The 15,894-nt window shown below is 69.3% G+C and carries 13 protein-coding genes; 8 read left to right on the top strand and 5 right to left on the bottom strand.

Annotated features, from left to right (window positions below):
• The 5 genes from pheA to mtnA form a co-directional block, all read right to left on the bottom strand.
• A complete protein-coding gene (gene pheA, locus HUS23_13650) occupies positions 1-1,086 on the bottom strand; it encodes a prephenate dehydratase (protein QKT04780.1) in 1,086 nt (361 codons plus the stop codon).
• A 120-nt stretch (positions 1,087-1,206) separates the two neighbouring features.
• On the bottom strand, positions 1,207-2,373 hold the full coding sequence (locus tag HUS23_13645) for a phosphoglycerate dehydrogenase (protein ID QKT04779.1): 1,167 nt from the start codon (positions 2,371-2,373) through the stop codon (positions 1,207-1,209).
• Between the two features lie 168 nt (positions 2,374-2,541).
• A complete protein-coding gene (serC, locus tag HUS23_13640; protein ID QKT04778.1) occupies positions 2,542-3,627 on the bottom strand; it encodes a 3-phosphoserine/phosphohydroxythreonine transaminase in 1,086 nt (361 codons plus the stop codon).
• Between the two features lie 18 nt (positions 3,628-3,645).
• The gene (gene gyrA, locus HUS23_13635; protein QKT04777.1) at positions 3,646-6,240 is read right to left on the bottom strand and encodes a DNA gyrase subunit A; all 2,595 of its coding nucleotides are present in this window, start codon (positions 6,238-6,240) and stop codon (positions 3,646-3,648) included.
• 170 nt (positions 6,241-6,410) lie between these two features.
• Positions 6,411-7,463 carry an S-methyl-5-thioribose-1-phosphate isomerase gene (gene mtnA / locus HUS23_13630; protein ID QKT04776.1) on the bottom strand — a complete coding sequence of 351 codons (1,053 nt, stop codon included), beginning with the start codon at positions 7,461-7,463 and terminating at the stop codon, positions 6,411-6,413.
• A 159-nt stretch (positions 7,464-7,622) separates the two neighbouring features.
• Between mtnA and HUS23_13625 the strand changes: the two genes are divergently transcribed.
• The 8 genes from HUS23_13625 to HUS23_13590 all read left to right on the top strand — a co-directional run bounded on the left by HUS23_13625 (position 7,623) and on the right by HUS23_13590 (position 15,766).
• Entirely contained in the window at positions 7,623-8,936 is a 1,314-nt protein-coding gene (locus tag HUS23_13625) for a TRZ/ATZ family hydrolase (GenBank protein QKT04775.1), read from the top strand.
• Positions 8,937-9,053: 117 nt separating this feature from the next.
• A complete protein-coding gene (ubiG, locus tag HUS23_13620) occupies positions 9,054-9,803 on the top strand; it encodes a bifunctional 2-polyprenyl-6-hydroxyphenol methylase/3-demethylubiquinol 3-O-methyltransferase UbiG (protein ID QKT04774.1) in 750 nt (249 codons plus the stop codon).
• Position 9,804: 1 nt separating this feature from the next.
• On the top strand, positions 9,805-10,482 hold the full coding sequence (gene gph, locus HUS23_13615; protein ID QKT04773.1) for a phosphoglycolate phosphatase: 678 nt from the start codon (positions 9,805-9,807) through the stop codon (positions 10,480-10,482).
• Between the two features lie 72 nt (positions 10,483-10,554).
• On the top strand, positions 10,555-11,835 hold the full coding sequence (locus HUS23_13610) for a DNA recombination protein RmuC (protein QKT04772.1): 1,281 nt from the start codon (positions 10,555-10,557) through the stop codon (positions 11,833-11,835).
• Positions 11,832-12,725 (top strand): squalene synthase HpnC, encoded by an 894-nt coding sequence (hpnC, locus tag HUS23_13605; protein ID QKT04771.1) that lies wholly within the window; start codon positions 11,832-11,834, stop codon positions 12,723-12,725. Before HUS23_13610 ends, hpnC begins: the two co-directional genes overlap by 4 nt.
• A gap of 73 nt (positions 12,726-12,798) precedes the next feature.
• Entirely contained in the window at positions 12,799-13,671 is an 873-nt protein-coding gene (gene hpnD / locus HUS23_13600) for a presqualene diphosphate synthase HpnD (protein ID QKT04770.1), read from the top strand.
• Entirely contained in the window at positions 13,668-15,014 is a 1,347-nt protein-coding gene (locus HUS23_13595) for an FAD-dependent oxidoreductase (GenBank protein QKT04769.1), read from the top strand. The genes hpnD and HUS23_13595 overlap by 4 nt, the downstream gene beginning before the upstream one ends.
• A complete protein-coding gene (locus HUS23_13590) occupies positions 15,011-15,766 on the top strand; it encodes a YciK family oxidoreductase (protein ID QKT04768.1) in 756 nt (251 codons plus the stop codon). Before HUS23_13595 ends, HUS23_13590 begins: the two co-directional genes overlap by 4 nt.
• Positions 15,767-15,894: the final 128 nt, after the last annotated feature.

The following is a 15,894-nucleotide window of genomic DNA, read 5'->3' as shown; positions in this document are numbered from 1 at the left end:
CTAGAGTACCGATCGGGGATAAGAGCCCAACACGCGGAACATGGCCGCCTCGCTCTCGAGTTCCTGCAGAGCGGCGGCCACCGTCGGGTCCGCGCAATGGCCTTCGATATCGACGAAGAACACGTACTCCCAAATGGCGCGCCGGCTGGGACGCGACTCGATCCGCGTCATGGACACGCCGTGGCGGGACAGGGGTTCCAGCATCGCATACAGCGCCCCCGGCTTGTTGCGCGTGGACAGCAGCAGCGAGGTCTTGTCGTGGCCGCTCGGCGGCACCGGCTGGCGCCCAATCACCAGAAAGCGCGTGGTGTTGCCGGGCTCGTCCTCGATGTTGCGCGCCAACACCTCGAGACCGTAGATCTCGGCCGCGGCTTCGCCCGCGATCGCCACCGCATCCGCCTCCTCCGCCGCGCGCCGCGCGGCCTCGGCATTGGAGCTCACCGCGACGCGCTCGACCGAACCGAGGTTGGCGTCGAGCCAGGCGCGGCACTGGCCGAGCGACTGCTGATGCGAGTAGACCCGCGTGGGCGCCTCGCCGCCGGCGCGGCCGAGCAGCAGATGATGAATACGCAGCTCCACCTCGCCGCACACGGTGAGTGGGGAGTTGATGAACAAATCCAGCGTATGGGTCACCACGCCCTCGGTGGAGTTCTCCACCGGCACCACGCCGTAGTGGCACTCGCCCGCTTCGACGGCGCGAAACACCTGATCGGTGGTCGCGAGCGACGCGGTCTGCACGGAATGGCCGAAGTGCTTCAGGGCGGCGGCCTGGGTGAACGTCCCCTCGGGACCGAGAAAGCCGATGCGCAGCGGTTCCTCCAGCGCCAGGCAGGCGGACATGATCTCGCGAAACAGGCGCGCCATCTCCTCGTCGCTCAGCGGTCCGGCGTTGCGCGCCTTGACCTTGCGCAGCACCTCCGCCTCCCGCTCGGGGCGGTAATAGCCGTTGTCGGCGCCGGCGGCCTGCTTGGTGCGCGCCACCTCCTGGGCAATCGACGCACGCTCGCTGATGCGCGCCTGGAGCTCCTCGTCCAGCCGGTCGATGCGCTCGCGCAGCGCTTGCAACTTGGCGTTGTCCTCACTCATTACCACGCCCCAAGGGAAAGCGACATACAGTACAGGAAGCGGGGGGGAAAATCATGGGCATGATGCGCCGGCGAGCCGTGCCGGCGCTGTTTCCTTGGGAGGACGCTTCCAGCGCCGCGGTCAGTACACCACGCGGACTTTCAGCACGCCCTCGATGCCCGCGATGGCCGCGCGGGTCGCCTCGGGCAGCGGCTGGTCAACGTCGATCAGGGTGTAGGCCAGCCCGCCGCGCGACTTGTTGAGCATGTCCACGATGTTCAAGCCGGCGTCGGCCACGGCGGTGGATATCTGCCCCACCATATTGGGTACGTTGGCGTTCACTACCGCCACGCGGCAGCCCTCGGTGGGCGGCAGCACCACCGTGGGGAAGTTGACCGAATTGACGATGTTGCCCTTCTCCAGGTAATCGCGCACCTGCTCGGCGACCATGATCGCGCAGTTGTCCTCGGCCTCGCGGGTGGAGGCGCCGAGGTGCGGAAAGGCCAGCACGCGCGCGTGTCCCTTGAGCTGATTGCTGGGAAAGTCGCACACGTAGGCATGCAGATGCCCGGCGTCCAGCGCCGCGGCCGCGGCCCGGTCGTCGACGATGCCGTCACGCGCGAAGTTGAGCAGCGTGGCGCCCGGTTTCATGATCTTGAGGCGCTCGGCGTTGATGAGGTGGCGCGTGCCGTCGGTAAGCGGCACGTGGACCGTCAGAAAGTCGCTGCGCGCGGCCAGTTCATCCATCGACACGGCCTTCTCCACCTCGGAGGAGAGTTGCCAGGCGCCCTCGACGGTGATGCCGGGGTCGAAACCGACCACCTTCATACCGAGGCCGATGGCCGCGTTGGCCACCAGGCGGCCGATGGCGCCGAGGCCGACCACGCCCAGCGTGCGGCCGGGCAGCTCGGTGCCCGCGAATTGCTTCTTGCCTGCCTCGACCTGGCGGTGCAGTTCGACGTCATCGCCCTCCAGTGCCTGCGTGTACGCCCAGGCGTCGCATAGATTGCGGCTGGCGATCAGCATGCCGGCGATGACCAGTTCCTTCACCGCGTTAGCATTGGCCCCCGGGGCGTTGAATACCGGGATACCGAGCGCGCTCATCTTCTCCACGGGGATATTGTTCACCCCCGCGCCCGCGCGCCCCACCGCTTTCAGGGACTCGGGCACCGGCATGTCGTGCATCTTCGCCGAGCGCACCAGAACGGCGTCGGGATGGCCGATCTCGGAGGCGATCTCGTAGCGGTCGCGCGGCAGCCGCTCCAGCCCCTGCACCGAGATGTTGTTGAGCGTGAGTATCTTGAACATCACCGCGTCCTTTCTTTCGTGCGCCTGCCGCGCTGTCGCGCGGCCCCCTCCCCCGGCGTCGTAGGGCGCAATAAGCGTAAGCGCATTGCGCCAACGGCGTCCGGATCGTCAACTCACACGGCGCATTGCGCTGCGCTTAATGCGCCCTACGATGTCTCTTCCGCCGCGTCAGCCGTAGCGGCGCTCGAAGTCGTGCATGAAATCGACCAGGCGCTGCACGCCCTCTTCCGGCATGGCGTTGTAGATGCTGGCGCGCATGCCGCCGACCGAACGGTGGCCCTTGAGCGCGACCATGCCCGCCTTCTTGGCCTCGCTGAGGAAGGTCCCATCCAGCTCCGGTTTGGCGAGCACGAACGGCACGTTCATCCATGAGCGGCACGCGGGGTCGACGGGGTTGCTGTAGAAATCCGACCCGTCGATGGCCGCGTAAAGCTTCCCCGCCTTGCGGCGGTTGATCTCGGCCATGCCCTTCAAGCCACCCTGGCGCTTGAGCCACGCGAACACCAACCCCGCCAGATACCAGCCGTAAGTCGGCGGGGTGTTGTACATGGACTCGTTGTCGGCGTGGGTGCGGTAGTCGAACATGGTCGGCGTGCCGGGCAGCGGCTCACCCATGAGGTCCTCGCGCACGATGACCACCGTGAGACCGGCCGGGCCGATGTTCTTCTGCGCGCCGGCGTAGATGATGCCGTAGCGGCTCACGTCGATGGGACGCGACAGGATGGTGGACGACATGTCCGCCACCAGCGGCACGTCGCCGGTCTCCGGCACGAAGGGAAATTCGACGCCGCCGATGGTCTCGTTGGGCGTGTAGTGCAGGTAGGCGGCCTGCGGATCGAGTGTCCACGTCGATTCCTTCGGCACCGTGGTGAAGTGCTCGTCCGCGCTACTGGCCGCGACGTTCACCTCACCGTAGCGCTTGCCCTCGGCAATCGCCTTCTTGGACCACGCGCCGGTGTTGATGTAATCGGCGCGCGTGCCGCGCGCGCCCATCAGGTTCATGGGCACCATCGCGAACTGGCTGGAGGCACCGCCCTGCAGGAACAGCACCTTGTAGTTCTCGGGGATACCCATCAACTCGCGCAGGTCGGCCTCGGCCTGCTGGGCGATGGACAGGAACTCCTTGCCGCGATGACTCATCTCCATCACGGACATGCCACTGCCCTGCCAGTCCACCAGATCCTCGCGCGCCTGCGCGAGCACTTCTTCCGGGAGGACCGCCGGGCCGGCGCTGAAATTGAACACTCGGCTCATACTCGTTTGGCTCCTGCTTTACTCGTCCGCGTCGCCCGGCTCGTCGCCCTCGAGCAACTCATCGCCTTCCGCGCCCTCGGCCTCTTCCGGCTCCTCGATGCGCGCCACGCCCACCAGCTTCTCCTCCGGCGCAAGGCTGATGAGCTTCACGCCCTGAGTGTTGCGGCCAAGGATAGACACCTCCGACACGCGCGTGCGCACCAGCGTACCCCCGTTGGTGATGAGCATGATCTCGTCCTCATCGCCCACCGGCACCACGCCCGCCACGGCGCCATTGCGCTCGTTGGTCTGGATGGCGATCACCCCCTGGCCGCCGCGCCCGTGCAGCGGGAACTCGGACAGCGCCGTGCGCTTGCCGTAACCGTTCTCCGTGGCCACCAGTGCGCAGGCCTCCTCACCATTGGCGAGCATCACGCCGATGATGCGGTGGCCGGCCTTCACGCGCATGCCGCGCACACCCGCGGCCAAACGCCCCATCGCCCGCACGCCCGCCTCGTTGAAGCGGATAGCCTTGCCCTCGGAAGTGAACAGCATGACGTCGGCCGCGCCGCCCGTGAGCCGCACGCCCACCAACTGGTCGTCCTCGCGCAGGTCGATGGCGATGATGCCACTGGCGCGCGGGCGCGAGAAGTTGCTGAGCGGGGTCTTCTTCACGATACCGCTCTGGGTGACCATGAACACGAACTGGTCTTCGGCGTATTCCTTGATGGCGAGCACGGCGTTGATGCGCTCGCCCTCTTCCAGCGGCAGGAGGTTGACGATCGGCCGGCCGCGCGCGGTGCGCCCGGCCTGCGGCAGTTCATAGACCTTCTTCCAGTACACCTTGCCGCGGCTGGAGAAGCACAAAATGGTGTCGTGGGTGTTGGCGATGAAGAGTTGATCGACGAAATCCTCTTCCTTCACCGCCGTGGCCGCGCGCCCGCGCCCGCCGCGGCGCTGCGCGCGGTACAGGGCGAGCGGCTGCGCCTTGGCGTAGCCCTCGTGCGAGAGCGTCACCACCACTTCCTCGGGCGTGATCAGGTCCTCGAGGGTGAGGTCCTCGTGGGTCTCGACGATCTCGGTGCGGCGGGTGTCGCCGTACTGGTCGCGGATCGCGATCAACTCGTCGCGGATCACCTCCATCAGACGGACTTGGCTGCCGAGGATCTCCAGCAACTCCTGGATGGTCTTCAGCACCTCCTTGTACTCGTCCAGGATCTTCTCCTGTTCGAGTCCGGTGAGGCGATGCAGGCGCAGATCGAGGATGGCCTGTGCCTGGGTCTCCGACAGGCGGTAGCCGTCGTCGTGCAGGCCGAGGTCGGCCTCCAGCCCCTCGGGGCGCGAGGCCTCGCTGCCGGCACGCTCCAGCATGGCCATCACCGCACCGGGCTCCCAAGCCTGCGCGACCAGCTGCGCCTTGGCCTCGGCCGGGCTGGGCGCGGCCTTGATGAGCGCGATGATGGGGTCGATGTTGGCCAGTGCCACGGCCAGGCCTTCCAAGATATGCGCGCGGTCGCGCGCCTTGCGCAGGTCGTACACCGTGCGCCGCGTCACCACCTCGCGCCGGTGGCGCAGGAAGGCGGTGAGCATCTGCTTGAGGTTCAACAGGCGCGGCTGGCCATCGACCAGCGCGACCATGTTGATACCGAACACGTTCTGCAGCTGGGTGTGCTGATAGAGGTTGTTCAGCACCACCTCGGGCACCTCGCCGCGGCGCAGCTCGATGACCATGCGCATGCCGTCCTTGTCGGACTCGTCGCGCAGGCCGGTGATGCCCTCGAGCTTCTTCTCCTTCACCAGCTCGGCGATGCGCTCGAGCACGCGCGCCTTGTTCACCTGGTAGGGCAGCTCGTGCACCACGATGCGCTGGCGCCCGCCCTCGTCGTTCTCCACCTCGGTGCGCGCGCGGATGTAGATGCGCCCGCGCCCGGTCTGGTAGGCCTCGCGGATGCCGCGCGCGCCGTTGATGATGGCGGCGGTCGGGAAGTCCGGGCCCGGCACATGGGTCATGAGGTCCTCGACGCCGAGGTCGGGGTTGTCGATCAAGGCGAGGCAGGCGCCGATGGTCTCGGTAAGGTTGTGCGGCGGGATGTTGGTGGCCATGCCGACCGCGATGCCGGCCGAGCCGTTGATCAAGAGGTTGGGCAGGCGCGCGGGCAGCACGTCCGGCTCGCGCTCGGACTCGTCGTAGTTGGGGACGAAGTCGACCGTCTCCTTCTCGATGTCGGCCAGCATCTCGTGCGCGATGCGCGCCATGCGCACCTCGGTGTAACGCATGGCCGCCGGCGGGTCGCCGTCCACCGAGCCGAAGTTGCCCTGCCCGTCGACCAGCGTGTAGCGCAGCGAGAAGGGCTGCGCCATGCGCACAATGGTGTCGTACACCGCGCTGTCGCCGTGGGGGTGGTACTTACCGATCACGTCGCCGACCACGCGCGCCGACTTCTTATAAGGTTTGTTCCAGTCGTTGCCGAGTTCGCGCATGGCGTACAGCACGCGCCGGTGCACGGGTTTCAAGCCGTCGCGCACGTCCGGCAGGGCGCGCCCCACGATCACGCTCATGGCGTAATCGAGGTAGGACTGTTTCATCTCCTCTTCGATATCGACGGGAAGGACTTCTTTGGCGAAATCGGCCATCGCTCGGCAATCCTCTCAAGAGAAGCTTCGGAGCCCCCAGGGGCGCCCGGCTAGCTGACCCCTCGGCGCGGCAATACGCGGCGCAGAGGCGGAAAGCGGCCATTCTATCACATCGCCCTACCCCCCAAGCGCAGTGCGCGATCGCCCGCGAGAGACGCTCTGAGGCGGGCTCAGGCCGGAACTACCGCTCCGCGCATCAGCTTTTGGATGCCGGCCGCGTCGGGGTGGTGCAGCACGCCGCGCTCGGTCACCAAGGCGTCCACCAGCGCGGCCGGCGTGACGTCGAAGGCGGGGTTCCACGCCGTCGCACCCGGCGCCGCCACCGGGACCCCCGCCAGCGACAGGACCTCCTCGGCGGGCCGCGTCTCGATGGGAATCTCCTCGCCCGAGGCGATATCGAGGTCGATGGTGGAGGTCGGGGCCACCACCACGAACTTGATGCCGTGATGGCGCGCCGCGACCGCCAGACCGTAGGTGCCGATCTTGTTGGCGACGTCACCGTTGGCCGCCACGCGGTCGGCGCCGACCACCACGCAGCCCACCTCGCCGCGGCGCATGAGGTAGCTCGCCGCCGCGTCCGAGATGAGGGTGACGGGAATGTCATCGCGCACCAGCTCCCACGCCGTCAGACGCGCGCCCTGCAGCCACGGACGGGTCTCGTCCGCGAACACCGCCTTCACCTGCCCCGCGCGCCAGGCGCTGCGTATCATGCCGAGGGCGGTGCCGTAGCCGCCGGTGGCGAGCGAGCCGGTGTTGCAATGGGTCAGCACCCCGCAGGGGGTCTCGATGAGCGCGGCGCCCAGCTCACCCATACGCCGATTGGCGGCCACGTCCTCCTCGTGGATGCGCCGAGCCTCGGCCAGCAAGGCCTCCGCAGGGGGCTCGGCGGCACCGGCGATGGCCCGGCGCATGCGATCCAGCGCCCAGAACAGGTTCACCGCCGTGGGGCGCGCGGCGGCCAGCACCGCCAGGTCCTGCTCGATTAGCTCGCGCCAGCGGCTCGGGTCCTCCCGCCAGCGCGCGGCGGCGGCCAGGGCCACGCCGTACGCGGCGGTGATGCCGATCGCGGGCGCACCGCGTACCACCATGTCCCGTATTGCCTGGGCGACCTGCGCGGCGTCGGTAAGCAACAGGGTCTCGTACTGCGCGGGCAGGCGGCGCTGGTCCAGGAGCCGCAGCCCCTCATCGGTCCATTCCACGGCGCGGACGGTATCGTGTTCCATGACGGGCTCCAAGGCTTGGGCGGGACTCGCCCGGCGAACGGAATCCGCCATCATAACCGAGCGCGGTGCCCCCGCACACGGGCGCCCCGCCGCGCGTCGTCCTTGCGGCGCGCGCGCCGCTTAGGCAACATCACGGTCTTTCATCACGTCTCCCCGCACATGGAAAACATCGACATCCTGCTGCATGCCCGTTGGGTCATCCCGGTGGAGCCCCTCGGCGCCGTGCTGGACAACCACAGCGTCGCGATCCGCCACGGCCGCATCGTGGACATCCTGCCCAGCGATCAGGCCGGCCGCCGCTATGCCGCGGCCACCGTGCACAATCTGGAGCATCACGCGCTGATCCCCGGCCTGGTCAACGCCCATGCGCACGCCGCCATGGCACTCATGCGCGGCCTCGCCGACGACCTGCCGCTGATGACCTGGTTGAAGGAGCACATCTGGCCGGCCGAGGGCCGCTGGGTGGCGCCGGAGTTCGTGTATCAAGGTGGGCTGCTCGCCACCGCGGAGATGCTGCGCGGCGGCACCACCTGCTTCAATGACATGTACTTCTTCCCGGGCGAGACCGCGCGCGCGGCACTGAGCGCCGGCATGCGTGCCGCGGTGGGACTGATCGTGGTCGATTTTCCGACGGCCTGGGCCAAGAACGCCGACGAGTACCTGCACAAGGGGCTGGAGGTGCACGACGAGTACCGCAGCAACCCGCTGATCAGCAGTACGATGGCGCCGCACGCGCCCTACACGGTCAGCACCGCCTCGCTGGAGCGGGTCGGCGTGCTGGCCGAACAGCTCGACGTACCCATCCACATGCACGTGCACGAGACCGCGGGCGAGGTGGAACAGGCGCTGCAGCAGAACGGTCAGCGGCCGCTCGCCCGGCTGCGCAGCATCGGGCTGCTCGGGCCGCGCCTGTGCGCGGTGCACATGACGCAGCTCACCGACCAGGAAATCGAATGGGTGGCCGAGAGCGGGGTGCACGTGCTGCACTGCCCCGAGTCCAACCTCAAGCTCGCCAGCGGCTTCTGCCCGGTGCACCGCCTGCACGACGCCGGCGTGAACATCGGTATCGGCACCGACGGCGCGGCCAGCAACAACGACTTGGACATGTTCTCCGAGATGCGCACTGCCGCGCTGCTCGCCAAGGCAGTGGCCGGCGACGCCAGCGCGTTTCCCGCCGCGGCGGCCTTGCAGGCCGCGACGCTCGGCGGGGCGCGGGCCATGGACCTCGCCGGCGAGATCGGCTCGCTGGAGGTCGGTAAGGCGGCGGACATCACCGCCGTGTCGCTGGCCGACGTGGAGACGCAGCCGGTCTACAACCCCATCTCGCAACTGGTGTATGCCACCGGCCGCGACAAGGTGACCGACGTCTGGGTAGCCGGCCGCCAGCTCCTCAAGAACCGCCTGCTCACCACCCTGGACGAGCACGAACTGCGCGCCATCGCGCGGCAGTGGCACGCGCGTATGGCAAAATAGTCGGTCCCGGACCCCGGACGGGCTATCCTCCCCCTAGTCGGCACCCGCGCCGGGGCGGGCGCCGCCGCGCTCCCGACCGGCCCACCGGAACGCTCCCGGAACGATCAAGGAATCAGCATGAACGTGTCAGACAACGCCTCTGCCAGCGCCTCGAAGCCCGCCAACGTCGATCCCGCGGAACTCGCCAAGTTCGAGGCCGTCGCCTCGCGCTGGTGGGACCTGGAGGGCGAGTTCAAACCCCTGCATGCTATCAACCCGCTGCGGGTCGGCTTCATCGAGTCCCATCACGCGCTGGACGGCGCGCGCGTGCTGGACGTCGGCTGTGGCGGCGGCATCCTCAGCGAGGCCATGGCCCAGCGCGGTGCGCAGGTCACCGGCATCGACCTTGCCGGCGCCTCGATTGCGGTGGCGCAGCTGCACAAGCTCGAATCGGGCGTCGAGGTCGACTACCGCGAGATCTCCGCCGAGGCCCTGGCCGAGGAAAGCCCGGCGGCCTTCGATGCGGTGACCTGTCTGGAGATGCTGGAGCACGTCCCCGATCCCGCGTCCATCGTCGCGGCCTGCGCGCGCTTGGTGCGCCCGGGCGGCCACGTGTTCTTTTCCACCTTGAACCGCAACCCCAAGGCCTACCTGATGGCCGTGGTCGGCGCCGAGTACCTGCTCAAGCTGCTGCCGCGCGGCACCCACGACTACAAGCGCTTCATCCGCCCCTCGGAACTCGACGACTGGGCGCGCGCGCAGGGGCTGGTGATCCGCGAGATCGCGGGCCTGCACTACAACCCGCTCACCCAGACCTACAGCCTGGGCGGCAACGCCGACGTCAACTACTTGGCCGCCTACCACAAGCCGCACGACGGGGCGGCCTGAGGTGACCACGCCCGTCACGTTACGCGCCGTCCTGTTCGACCTGGACGGCACCCTGGCCGATACCGCGCCCGACCTCGCCTATGCCTTGAACGCGGTACGCGAGGAACAAGGCGAAGCCCCGCTGCCCTTCGAGGCCATCCGCCCGGTGGTCTCGCACGGCGCGCGGGCGCTTATCGAGCTCGGCTTCGGCCTGGCTCCGACCGCGGCCGGTTTCGAGGCCCTGCGCCAGCGCCTGCTGACGATCTACCAGGACAACATCGCGCGCCACACCCGCCTGTTTCCGGGCATGGAGTCGGTGCTGGACACTCTGGAGGCCCGCGGCATCCCGTGGGGCGTGGTGACCAACAAGCCGGCACGCCTCACCGACCCGCTGATGGACGCGCTGGGGCTCACGCCGCGCGCCGCCTGCATCGTCAGCGGCGACACGGTGGCGCACAGCAAGCCGCACCCCGCCCCGCTGCTGCACGCCTGTGCCTGCAGCGGCCTCGCGCCCGGCGCCTGCGTCTACGTCGGCGACGCGCAGCGCGACGTGGAGGCCGGCCAAGCCGCCGGCATGCGCACCCTGGTGGCGCTGTTCGGCTATCTCGGCCCGCACGACCAGCCGCAGGCCTGGGGCGCCGACGGCCTGGTGGCGGAGCCGCGCGACATCCTCGCCTGGCTGGGCGAGCGCGCCGCTTGACCGCTTGGTGGCCGGGTGCCGCGACCGGCATACTGAACACCCTCAAGATCAACCAATAATCCGGAGCCCGGCATGCCTGAATACGTGTTGTGGGCCGCCATCGCCGGCGCCGCCCTGGCGGGCTTGGTCATCGGCCTGCTGATCGGCCAACTCAACGGCCAGCGCCGCGCCCTGCCCCTGCGTGAGCAGGCGGCCAAACTCGCCGCCGAACTCGAGGCCGAACGGCGCGCCAATCAGCAGACCGCCCAGGCCCTGGGGCAGGCGCGCGAACAGCTCGCCGCGAGTTTCAGCGCCCTCTCCAGCCAGGCCCTGCGCCAGAACAGCGAAGAGTTCCTGCGCCTCGCCAAGGAGAACCTGCAGCAGTACCAGATCCAGGCCCAGGGCCAGCTCGCGCAGCGCGAGAAGGCGGTGGAGAGCCTGGTCGCCCCCATCAAGGAGACGCTGGCGCGTACCGAGGCGCAGCTGCGCACCATCGAGGGCCAGCACCGCCAGTCGCACGCCGCGCTCAACCAGCAGCTGCGCGATATGCTGGAGACCCAGCAGCGCCTGCAGGGCGAGACACGCAACCTCGCCCAGGCCCTGCGGCGCCCCGAGGTGCGCGGCCAGTGGGGCGAGATGACACTCAAGCGCCTCGCGGAGCTGGCCGGCATGGTGGAGTACTGCGACTTTCAGCTGCAGGCCTCGGTGCGCGACAGCGAGGGCGCTACCAGCCGCCCGGACATGGTGGTGCGCATGCCGGACGGTCGCGAGATCGTGGTGGACGTGAAGACCCCGCTCGACGCCTACCTGAGCGCGGTGGAGGCGCCCGACGAGGCGGCGCGCACGCGTGAGCTGGAGCGCCACGCACGGCAGATGCGCGAGCGCGTGCGCGAACTGGCCAGCAAGGCCTATTGGACCCAGTTCAAGCGCGCGCCGGACTTCGTGGTGCTGTTCGTGCCGGGGGATCAGTTCCTTTCCGCGGCGCTGGACGTCGCCCCCGACCTGCTGGAGGAGGCGCTGCGCCAGAAGGTGATCCTGGCCACCCCCACCAGCTTCGTCGCCCTGCTGCGCGCGGTGGCCTTCGGCTGGCGCCAGGAACAACTCGCCGAGAACGCCGAGAAGATCCGTGAGCTCGGCGAGGAAATGTACGGGCGCCTCGCGACCTTCACCGAACACCTGCACAAGGTCGGGCGCAGCCTGGAGGCGAGCGTCACCGCCTATAACCGCGCGGTGGGCTCGTTCGACAGCCGCATCCTGCCCGGCGCCCGGCGCTTCAACGAGCTCGGCATCGCCGAGAAGAAGCCGCTCGCCGACCTCGACCCGGTGGACAAGAGCGCGCGCGCGGTGGCCGGCATCGGCTCCGGCGAATCATGAGTGCAGCGCCCAGCGGCGCCCCGACCGCGGATGCCGTCGCGCTGGAGGCGGCCTATCGCGAGTGCGAGGCACTCGCCCGCTCGCATTACGAAAACTTCCCGGTCGCCTCGCGCCTGCTGCCGGCGCGCCTGCGCCGGCCCATCGCGGTCATCTACACCTTCGCGCGCCGCGCCGACGACTTCGCCGACGAAGGCGAGCTCACCCCGGCCGAACGCCTCGCCGCGTTGGACGCCTTCGGCCAGGCGTTGGAGCGGCTCGATGCCCCGCGCGAGCCGCTGTTCGTCGCGCTCGCCGACGTGGTGCGCACCCACCAGCTCCCGCTGCAGCCGTTTCACGATCTGCTGCACGCCTTTCGCATGGACGTCACCGTCACGCGCTACGCCGACCTCGGCGAGCTGATGCACTACTGCCGACACTCGGCCAACCCCGTCGGCCGGCTGCTGCTGCATCTGTTCGACGCCGCCACCCCGCGCAACCTCGGTTACTCCGACGCCGTGTGCACCGCATTGCAGCTGATCAACTTCATCCAGGACGTCGGCCAGGACCTCGAGGAGCGCGATCGCATCTACATCCCGCAGGACGAGATGCGCCGCTTCGGGGTGGATGAAGCGCAGCTGCGTGCCCGGCGCAACGATTTTGCGCTGCGCGGGCTGATGGACCTGCAGATCAAGCGCGCCCGCGCGCTACTGCAGGCCGGCGCGCCGCTTGGGCGCGTGCTGCCGGGGCGCGTCGGCTTCGAGCTGCGCATGATCATCCTCGGCGGGGAGCGCGTGCTGAAGGCCTTGTTCGAGCGGCGCGACGATGTCTTCGCCCGCCCACGCCTGGGCGCGCGCGACTGGGCGAGCATGCTGTGGCGCGCCGCGCTGCCGCCGCGCGGCCGCGCGGGATGAAAAATCGCGTCCGTTCCGGCATCATGGGCGGTCCGCAAAGCCTTTTCGCCACGGATAGACCCACCAACCGCCCATGACCCCCGAGCAGTACTGCCAGGACAAGGCCGCGCGCAGCGGCTCCAGCTTCTACTACAGCTTCCTGTTCCTGGATCCCGAACAGCGGCGTGCGATCACCGCGCTGTACGCGTTCTGCCGGGAAGTGGACGACGTGGTGGACGAGTGTCGCGAAGAGGCCGTGGCGCGCGTGAAGCTGCAGTGGTGGCGCGAGGAAGTCGACCGCCTGTACGAGGGCGCGCCGCGCCATCCCGTGACGCGCGCGCTCGCACCCCACCTGCCCCGCTTCGAGCTCGACCGCGAGCACATGCTGGAGATGATCGACGGCATGGAGATGGACCTCGAGCAGAACCGCTACGCCGACTTCAAGGCGCTCTCGCTGTACTGCTACCGCGCCGCCAGCGTGGTGGGGCTGATGTCCGCGCAGATCTTCGGCTACGAGGACCGGCGCACGCTCAAGTACGCCCACGACCTCGGCATCGCATTTCAGCTCACCAACATTCTGCGCGACGTGCGCGAAGATGCCGCGCGCGGGCGCATCTATCTGCCGCAGGACGAGCTGGCGCGCTTCGGGGTGCGCGAGGCCGACATCCTGCGCTACCGGCACACGCCGGAACTCGAGGCGCTGTTGCGCTTCCAGGCGGAGCGCGCCGAGCGCTACTACGAGCGCGCCTTCGACCAACTCCCGGAAGCGGACCGCGCGCGCCAGCGCGCCGGCATCATCATGGCGCGCATCTACCGCGAGACCCTGGACGCGGTGATCGAGGACGGCCTGCGGGTGATGGAGCGCCGCGTGATGCTCACGCCGCTGCGCAAACTGTGGCTGGCGTGGCAGACCGTGTGGCGGGAGCGCCGGCGCCACCGCCGCTGGCTGGCGGCCCAGCGCGCATGAGTCCGCCGCGCGTCGCCGTCGTCGGCGGCGGCTGGGCCGGCCTGGCGGCGGCCGTCGAGTTGGCCTATGCGGGCGCCGAGGTCACCGTGCTGGAGGCCGCCAAGCAGGTGGGCGGGCGGGCCCGCCGGGTGCCGTTCGCCGAGCTGTGCGTGGACAACGGCCAGCACCTGATGATCGGCGCCTACCGCGAGACGCTGCGCCTGATGCGCCTGGTGGGCGTGAAGGAAGCGAGCACGTTCGCCCGTGCGCCGCTGGAGCTGCGCGTCCGCGAACCCGAGGGGCCGGGGCTGCACCTCGCCGCCCCCCGCCTGCCGGCCCCGCTGCACCTGGTCGCCGCCCTGGCCCGGGCACGCGGCTTGAGCCTCGGCGAGCGCTGGCACGCCCTGCGCCTGTGTCTGCAACTGGCGCGCAGCGGTTTTCAGTTACCTCGCGACGAGAGTGTGGCCGAACTGCTGGCGCGCCATCGCCAACCGCACCGACTGCGCGAATTGCTGTGGGAGCCCTTGTGTCTCGCCACCCTCAACACCCATGCCGAGCATGCCTCGGCACAGGTGTTCCTGCGCGTGCTGCACGAGGGCTTGGCGCGCCGCCGCTCCGACTCCGACCTGCTCTACCATCGCACCGATCTCGGCGAGGCCTTCCCGGTGCATGCACGCGACTTCATCGAGCGTTACGGTGGTAGCGTGCGTCTCGGCCAGCGAGTCAGCGGCGTGGTGGCACGCGGCGATGCCCTGCGCGGCGTGCGTGTGGGCAACGAGACCCTGGACGCCGACCACGTGGTGCTCGCCGTGCCGCCTTACGCGCTGCAGCACCTCGCCCCCGAAGCGGGGCCGCTGCAGAAGCTGGCGCGCGAGCTGGCGAATTGGCCGCACGAGCCCATCTGCACCGTCTACCTGCGCTACCCTGAAGAAGTCACGCTCGGGCGGCCGATGCTCGGCCTCAGCGGCGGGATCGGCCAGTGGGCCTTCGACCGTGCCTTGTACGGGCAGGAGGGCCTGATCGCCGTGGTGGTCAGCGGCAACGGGCCCCACCTCGCGCTGGACAACGCCCGCCTCGCCGCGGAAGTGGGCGCGCAGCTCGCGCGCCTGCACCCGGCGTGGCCTGCACCCGGCGAGCACCTGGTGATCCGCGAAAAGCGCGCCACGTTTCGCTGCAGCGTCGACATTGACCGTCGACGGCCCGGTCCGCAGGGCCCCCTGGCCGGCTGCTGGCTGGCCGGCGACTACACCGCGACGCGCTACCCCGCCACGCTCGAAGGCGCTGTCGCAAGTGGCGTACAATGCGCGCGCGCCATACTCACAACAGCGCGGGCCGAAGGCCCCGCGCGCGAGGCTCATACATGACCGTGATACCCAAGGACTACCGCCCCGCCCCGGATCTGCTGAAGGACCGCGTGATCCTCATTACCGGTGCCGGCGACGGCATCGGCGCCGCCGCCGCCCGCGCCTGCGCGGCGCACGGGGCGACGGTCATCCTGCTCGGGCGCACCACGCGCAAGCTGGAGGCGGTTTACGACAGCATCGAACAGGCCGGGCACCCGGAGCCGGCGATCTACCCGATGAACCTCGAAGGCGCGGTGGCCAAGGACTTCGCCGACCTCGCGCTGAAGATCGACGAGGAGTTCGGCCGCCTCGACGGCCTGCTGCACAATGCCGCCAATCTCGGCACCCTGACTCCAATCGAGCACTATGACCCCGAGCTCTGGGCCAAGGTCCTGCAAGTGAACGTGAACGCGCCTTACTTGCTCACCCGAGCGTGCCTCAAGTTGCTCAAGCAGGCCCCCGACGCGCGCGTGCTGTTTACCGGCGCCGAAGTCGGCCGCCACGGACGCGCCTACTGGGGCGCCTACGCCGCCTCCCACGCGGCGGCGGAAAACATCATGGAAACCTTGGCCGACGAGGTGGAGAGCCTGGGGCGCATCCGCGTGAACAGCATCGATCCCGGCGCGGTGCGTACCGCCATGCGCACCCGCGCCTTCCCCGCCGAGGACGCGAGCGTGCTGCCGCCGCCCGCCGACATCATGCGGCCCTATCTCTACCTGCTCGGCCCCGACAGCCGCGACGTACACGGTCAACGACTGCGCGCCCAGGACTGAGCATCGCCTCGCGCGCGCGGGGAAGCCGCGCCGCACGCTTGGCGCCAGCTCGTCTTGCGGGGTTTGTAGGGGAATCCGGTCCCATCGTGAAACCTTGACAGCGATCACAGCCGCACGGGAACCCAGCC

The sequence above is a fragment of the Ectothiorhodospiraceae bacterium 2226 genome (assembly GCA_013348725.1).
Lineage (GTDB): Bacteria > Pseudomonadota > Gammaproteobacteria.
The sequence above is the reverse complement of the archived record's forward strand: the minus strand, read 5'-3'. Positions and strand labels throughout refer to the sequence as shown.

Bases quoted from the DNA above. Each gene is read 5' to 3' on its own strand.
- ubiG (QKT04774.1), top strand. From the start codon at position 9,054: ATGAACGTGTCAGACAACGCCTCTGCCAGCGCCTCGAAGCCCGCCAAC.
- HUS23_13590 (QKT04768.1), top strand. From the start codon at position 15,011: ATGACCGTGATACCCAAGGACTACCGCCCCGCCCCGGATCTGCTGAAG.
- hpnC (QKT04771.1), top strand. From the start codon at position 11,832: ATGAGTGCAGCGCCCAGCGGCGCCCCGACCGCGGATGCCGTCGCGCTG.
- gyrA (QKT04777.1), bottom strand. From the start codon at position 6,240: ATGGCCGATTTCGCCAAAGAAGTCCTTCCCGTCGATATCGAAGAGGAG.
- HUS23_13645 (QKT04779.1), bottom strand. From the start codon at position 2,373: ATGTTCAAGATACTCACGCTCAACAACATCTCGGTGCAGGGGCTGGAG.
- serC (QKT04778.1), bottom strand. From the start codon at position 3,627: ATGAGCCGAGTGTTCAATTTCAGCGCCGGCCCGGCGGTCCTCCCGGAA.
- HUS23_13625 (QKT04775.1), top strand. From the start codon at position 7,623: ATGGAAAACATCGACATCCTGCTGCATGCCCGTTGGGTCATCCCGGTG.
- HUS23_13595 (QKT04769.1), top strand. From the start codon at position 13,668: ATGAGTCCGCCGCGCGTCGCCGTCGTCGGCGGCGGCTGGGCCGGCCTG.
- HUS23_13610 (QKT04772.1), top strand. From the start codon at position 10,555: ATGCCTGAATACGTGTTGTGGGCCGCCATCGCCGGCGCCGCCCTGGCG.
- pheA (QKT04780.1), bottom strand. From the start codon at position 1,086: ATGAGTGAGGACAACGCCAAGTTGCAAGCGCTGCGCGAGCGCATCGAC.
- hpnD (QKT04770.1), top strand. From the start codon at position 12,799: ATGACCCCCGAGCAGTACTGCCAGGACAAGGCCGCGCGCAGCGGCTCC.
- mtnA (QKT04776.1), bottom strand. From the start codon at position 7,463: ATGGAACACGATACCGTCCGCGCCGTGGAATGGACCGATGAGGGGCTG.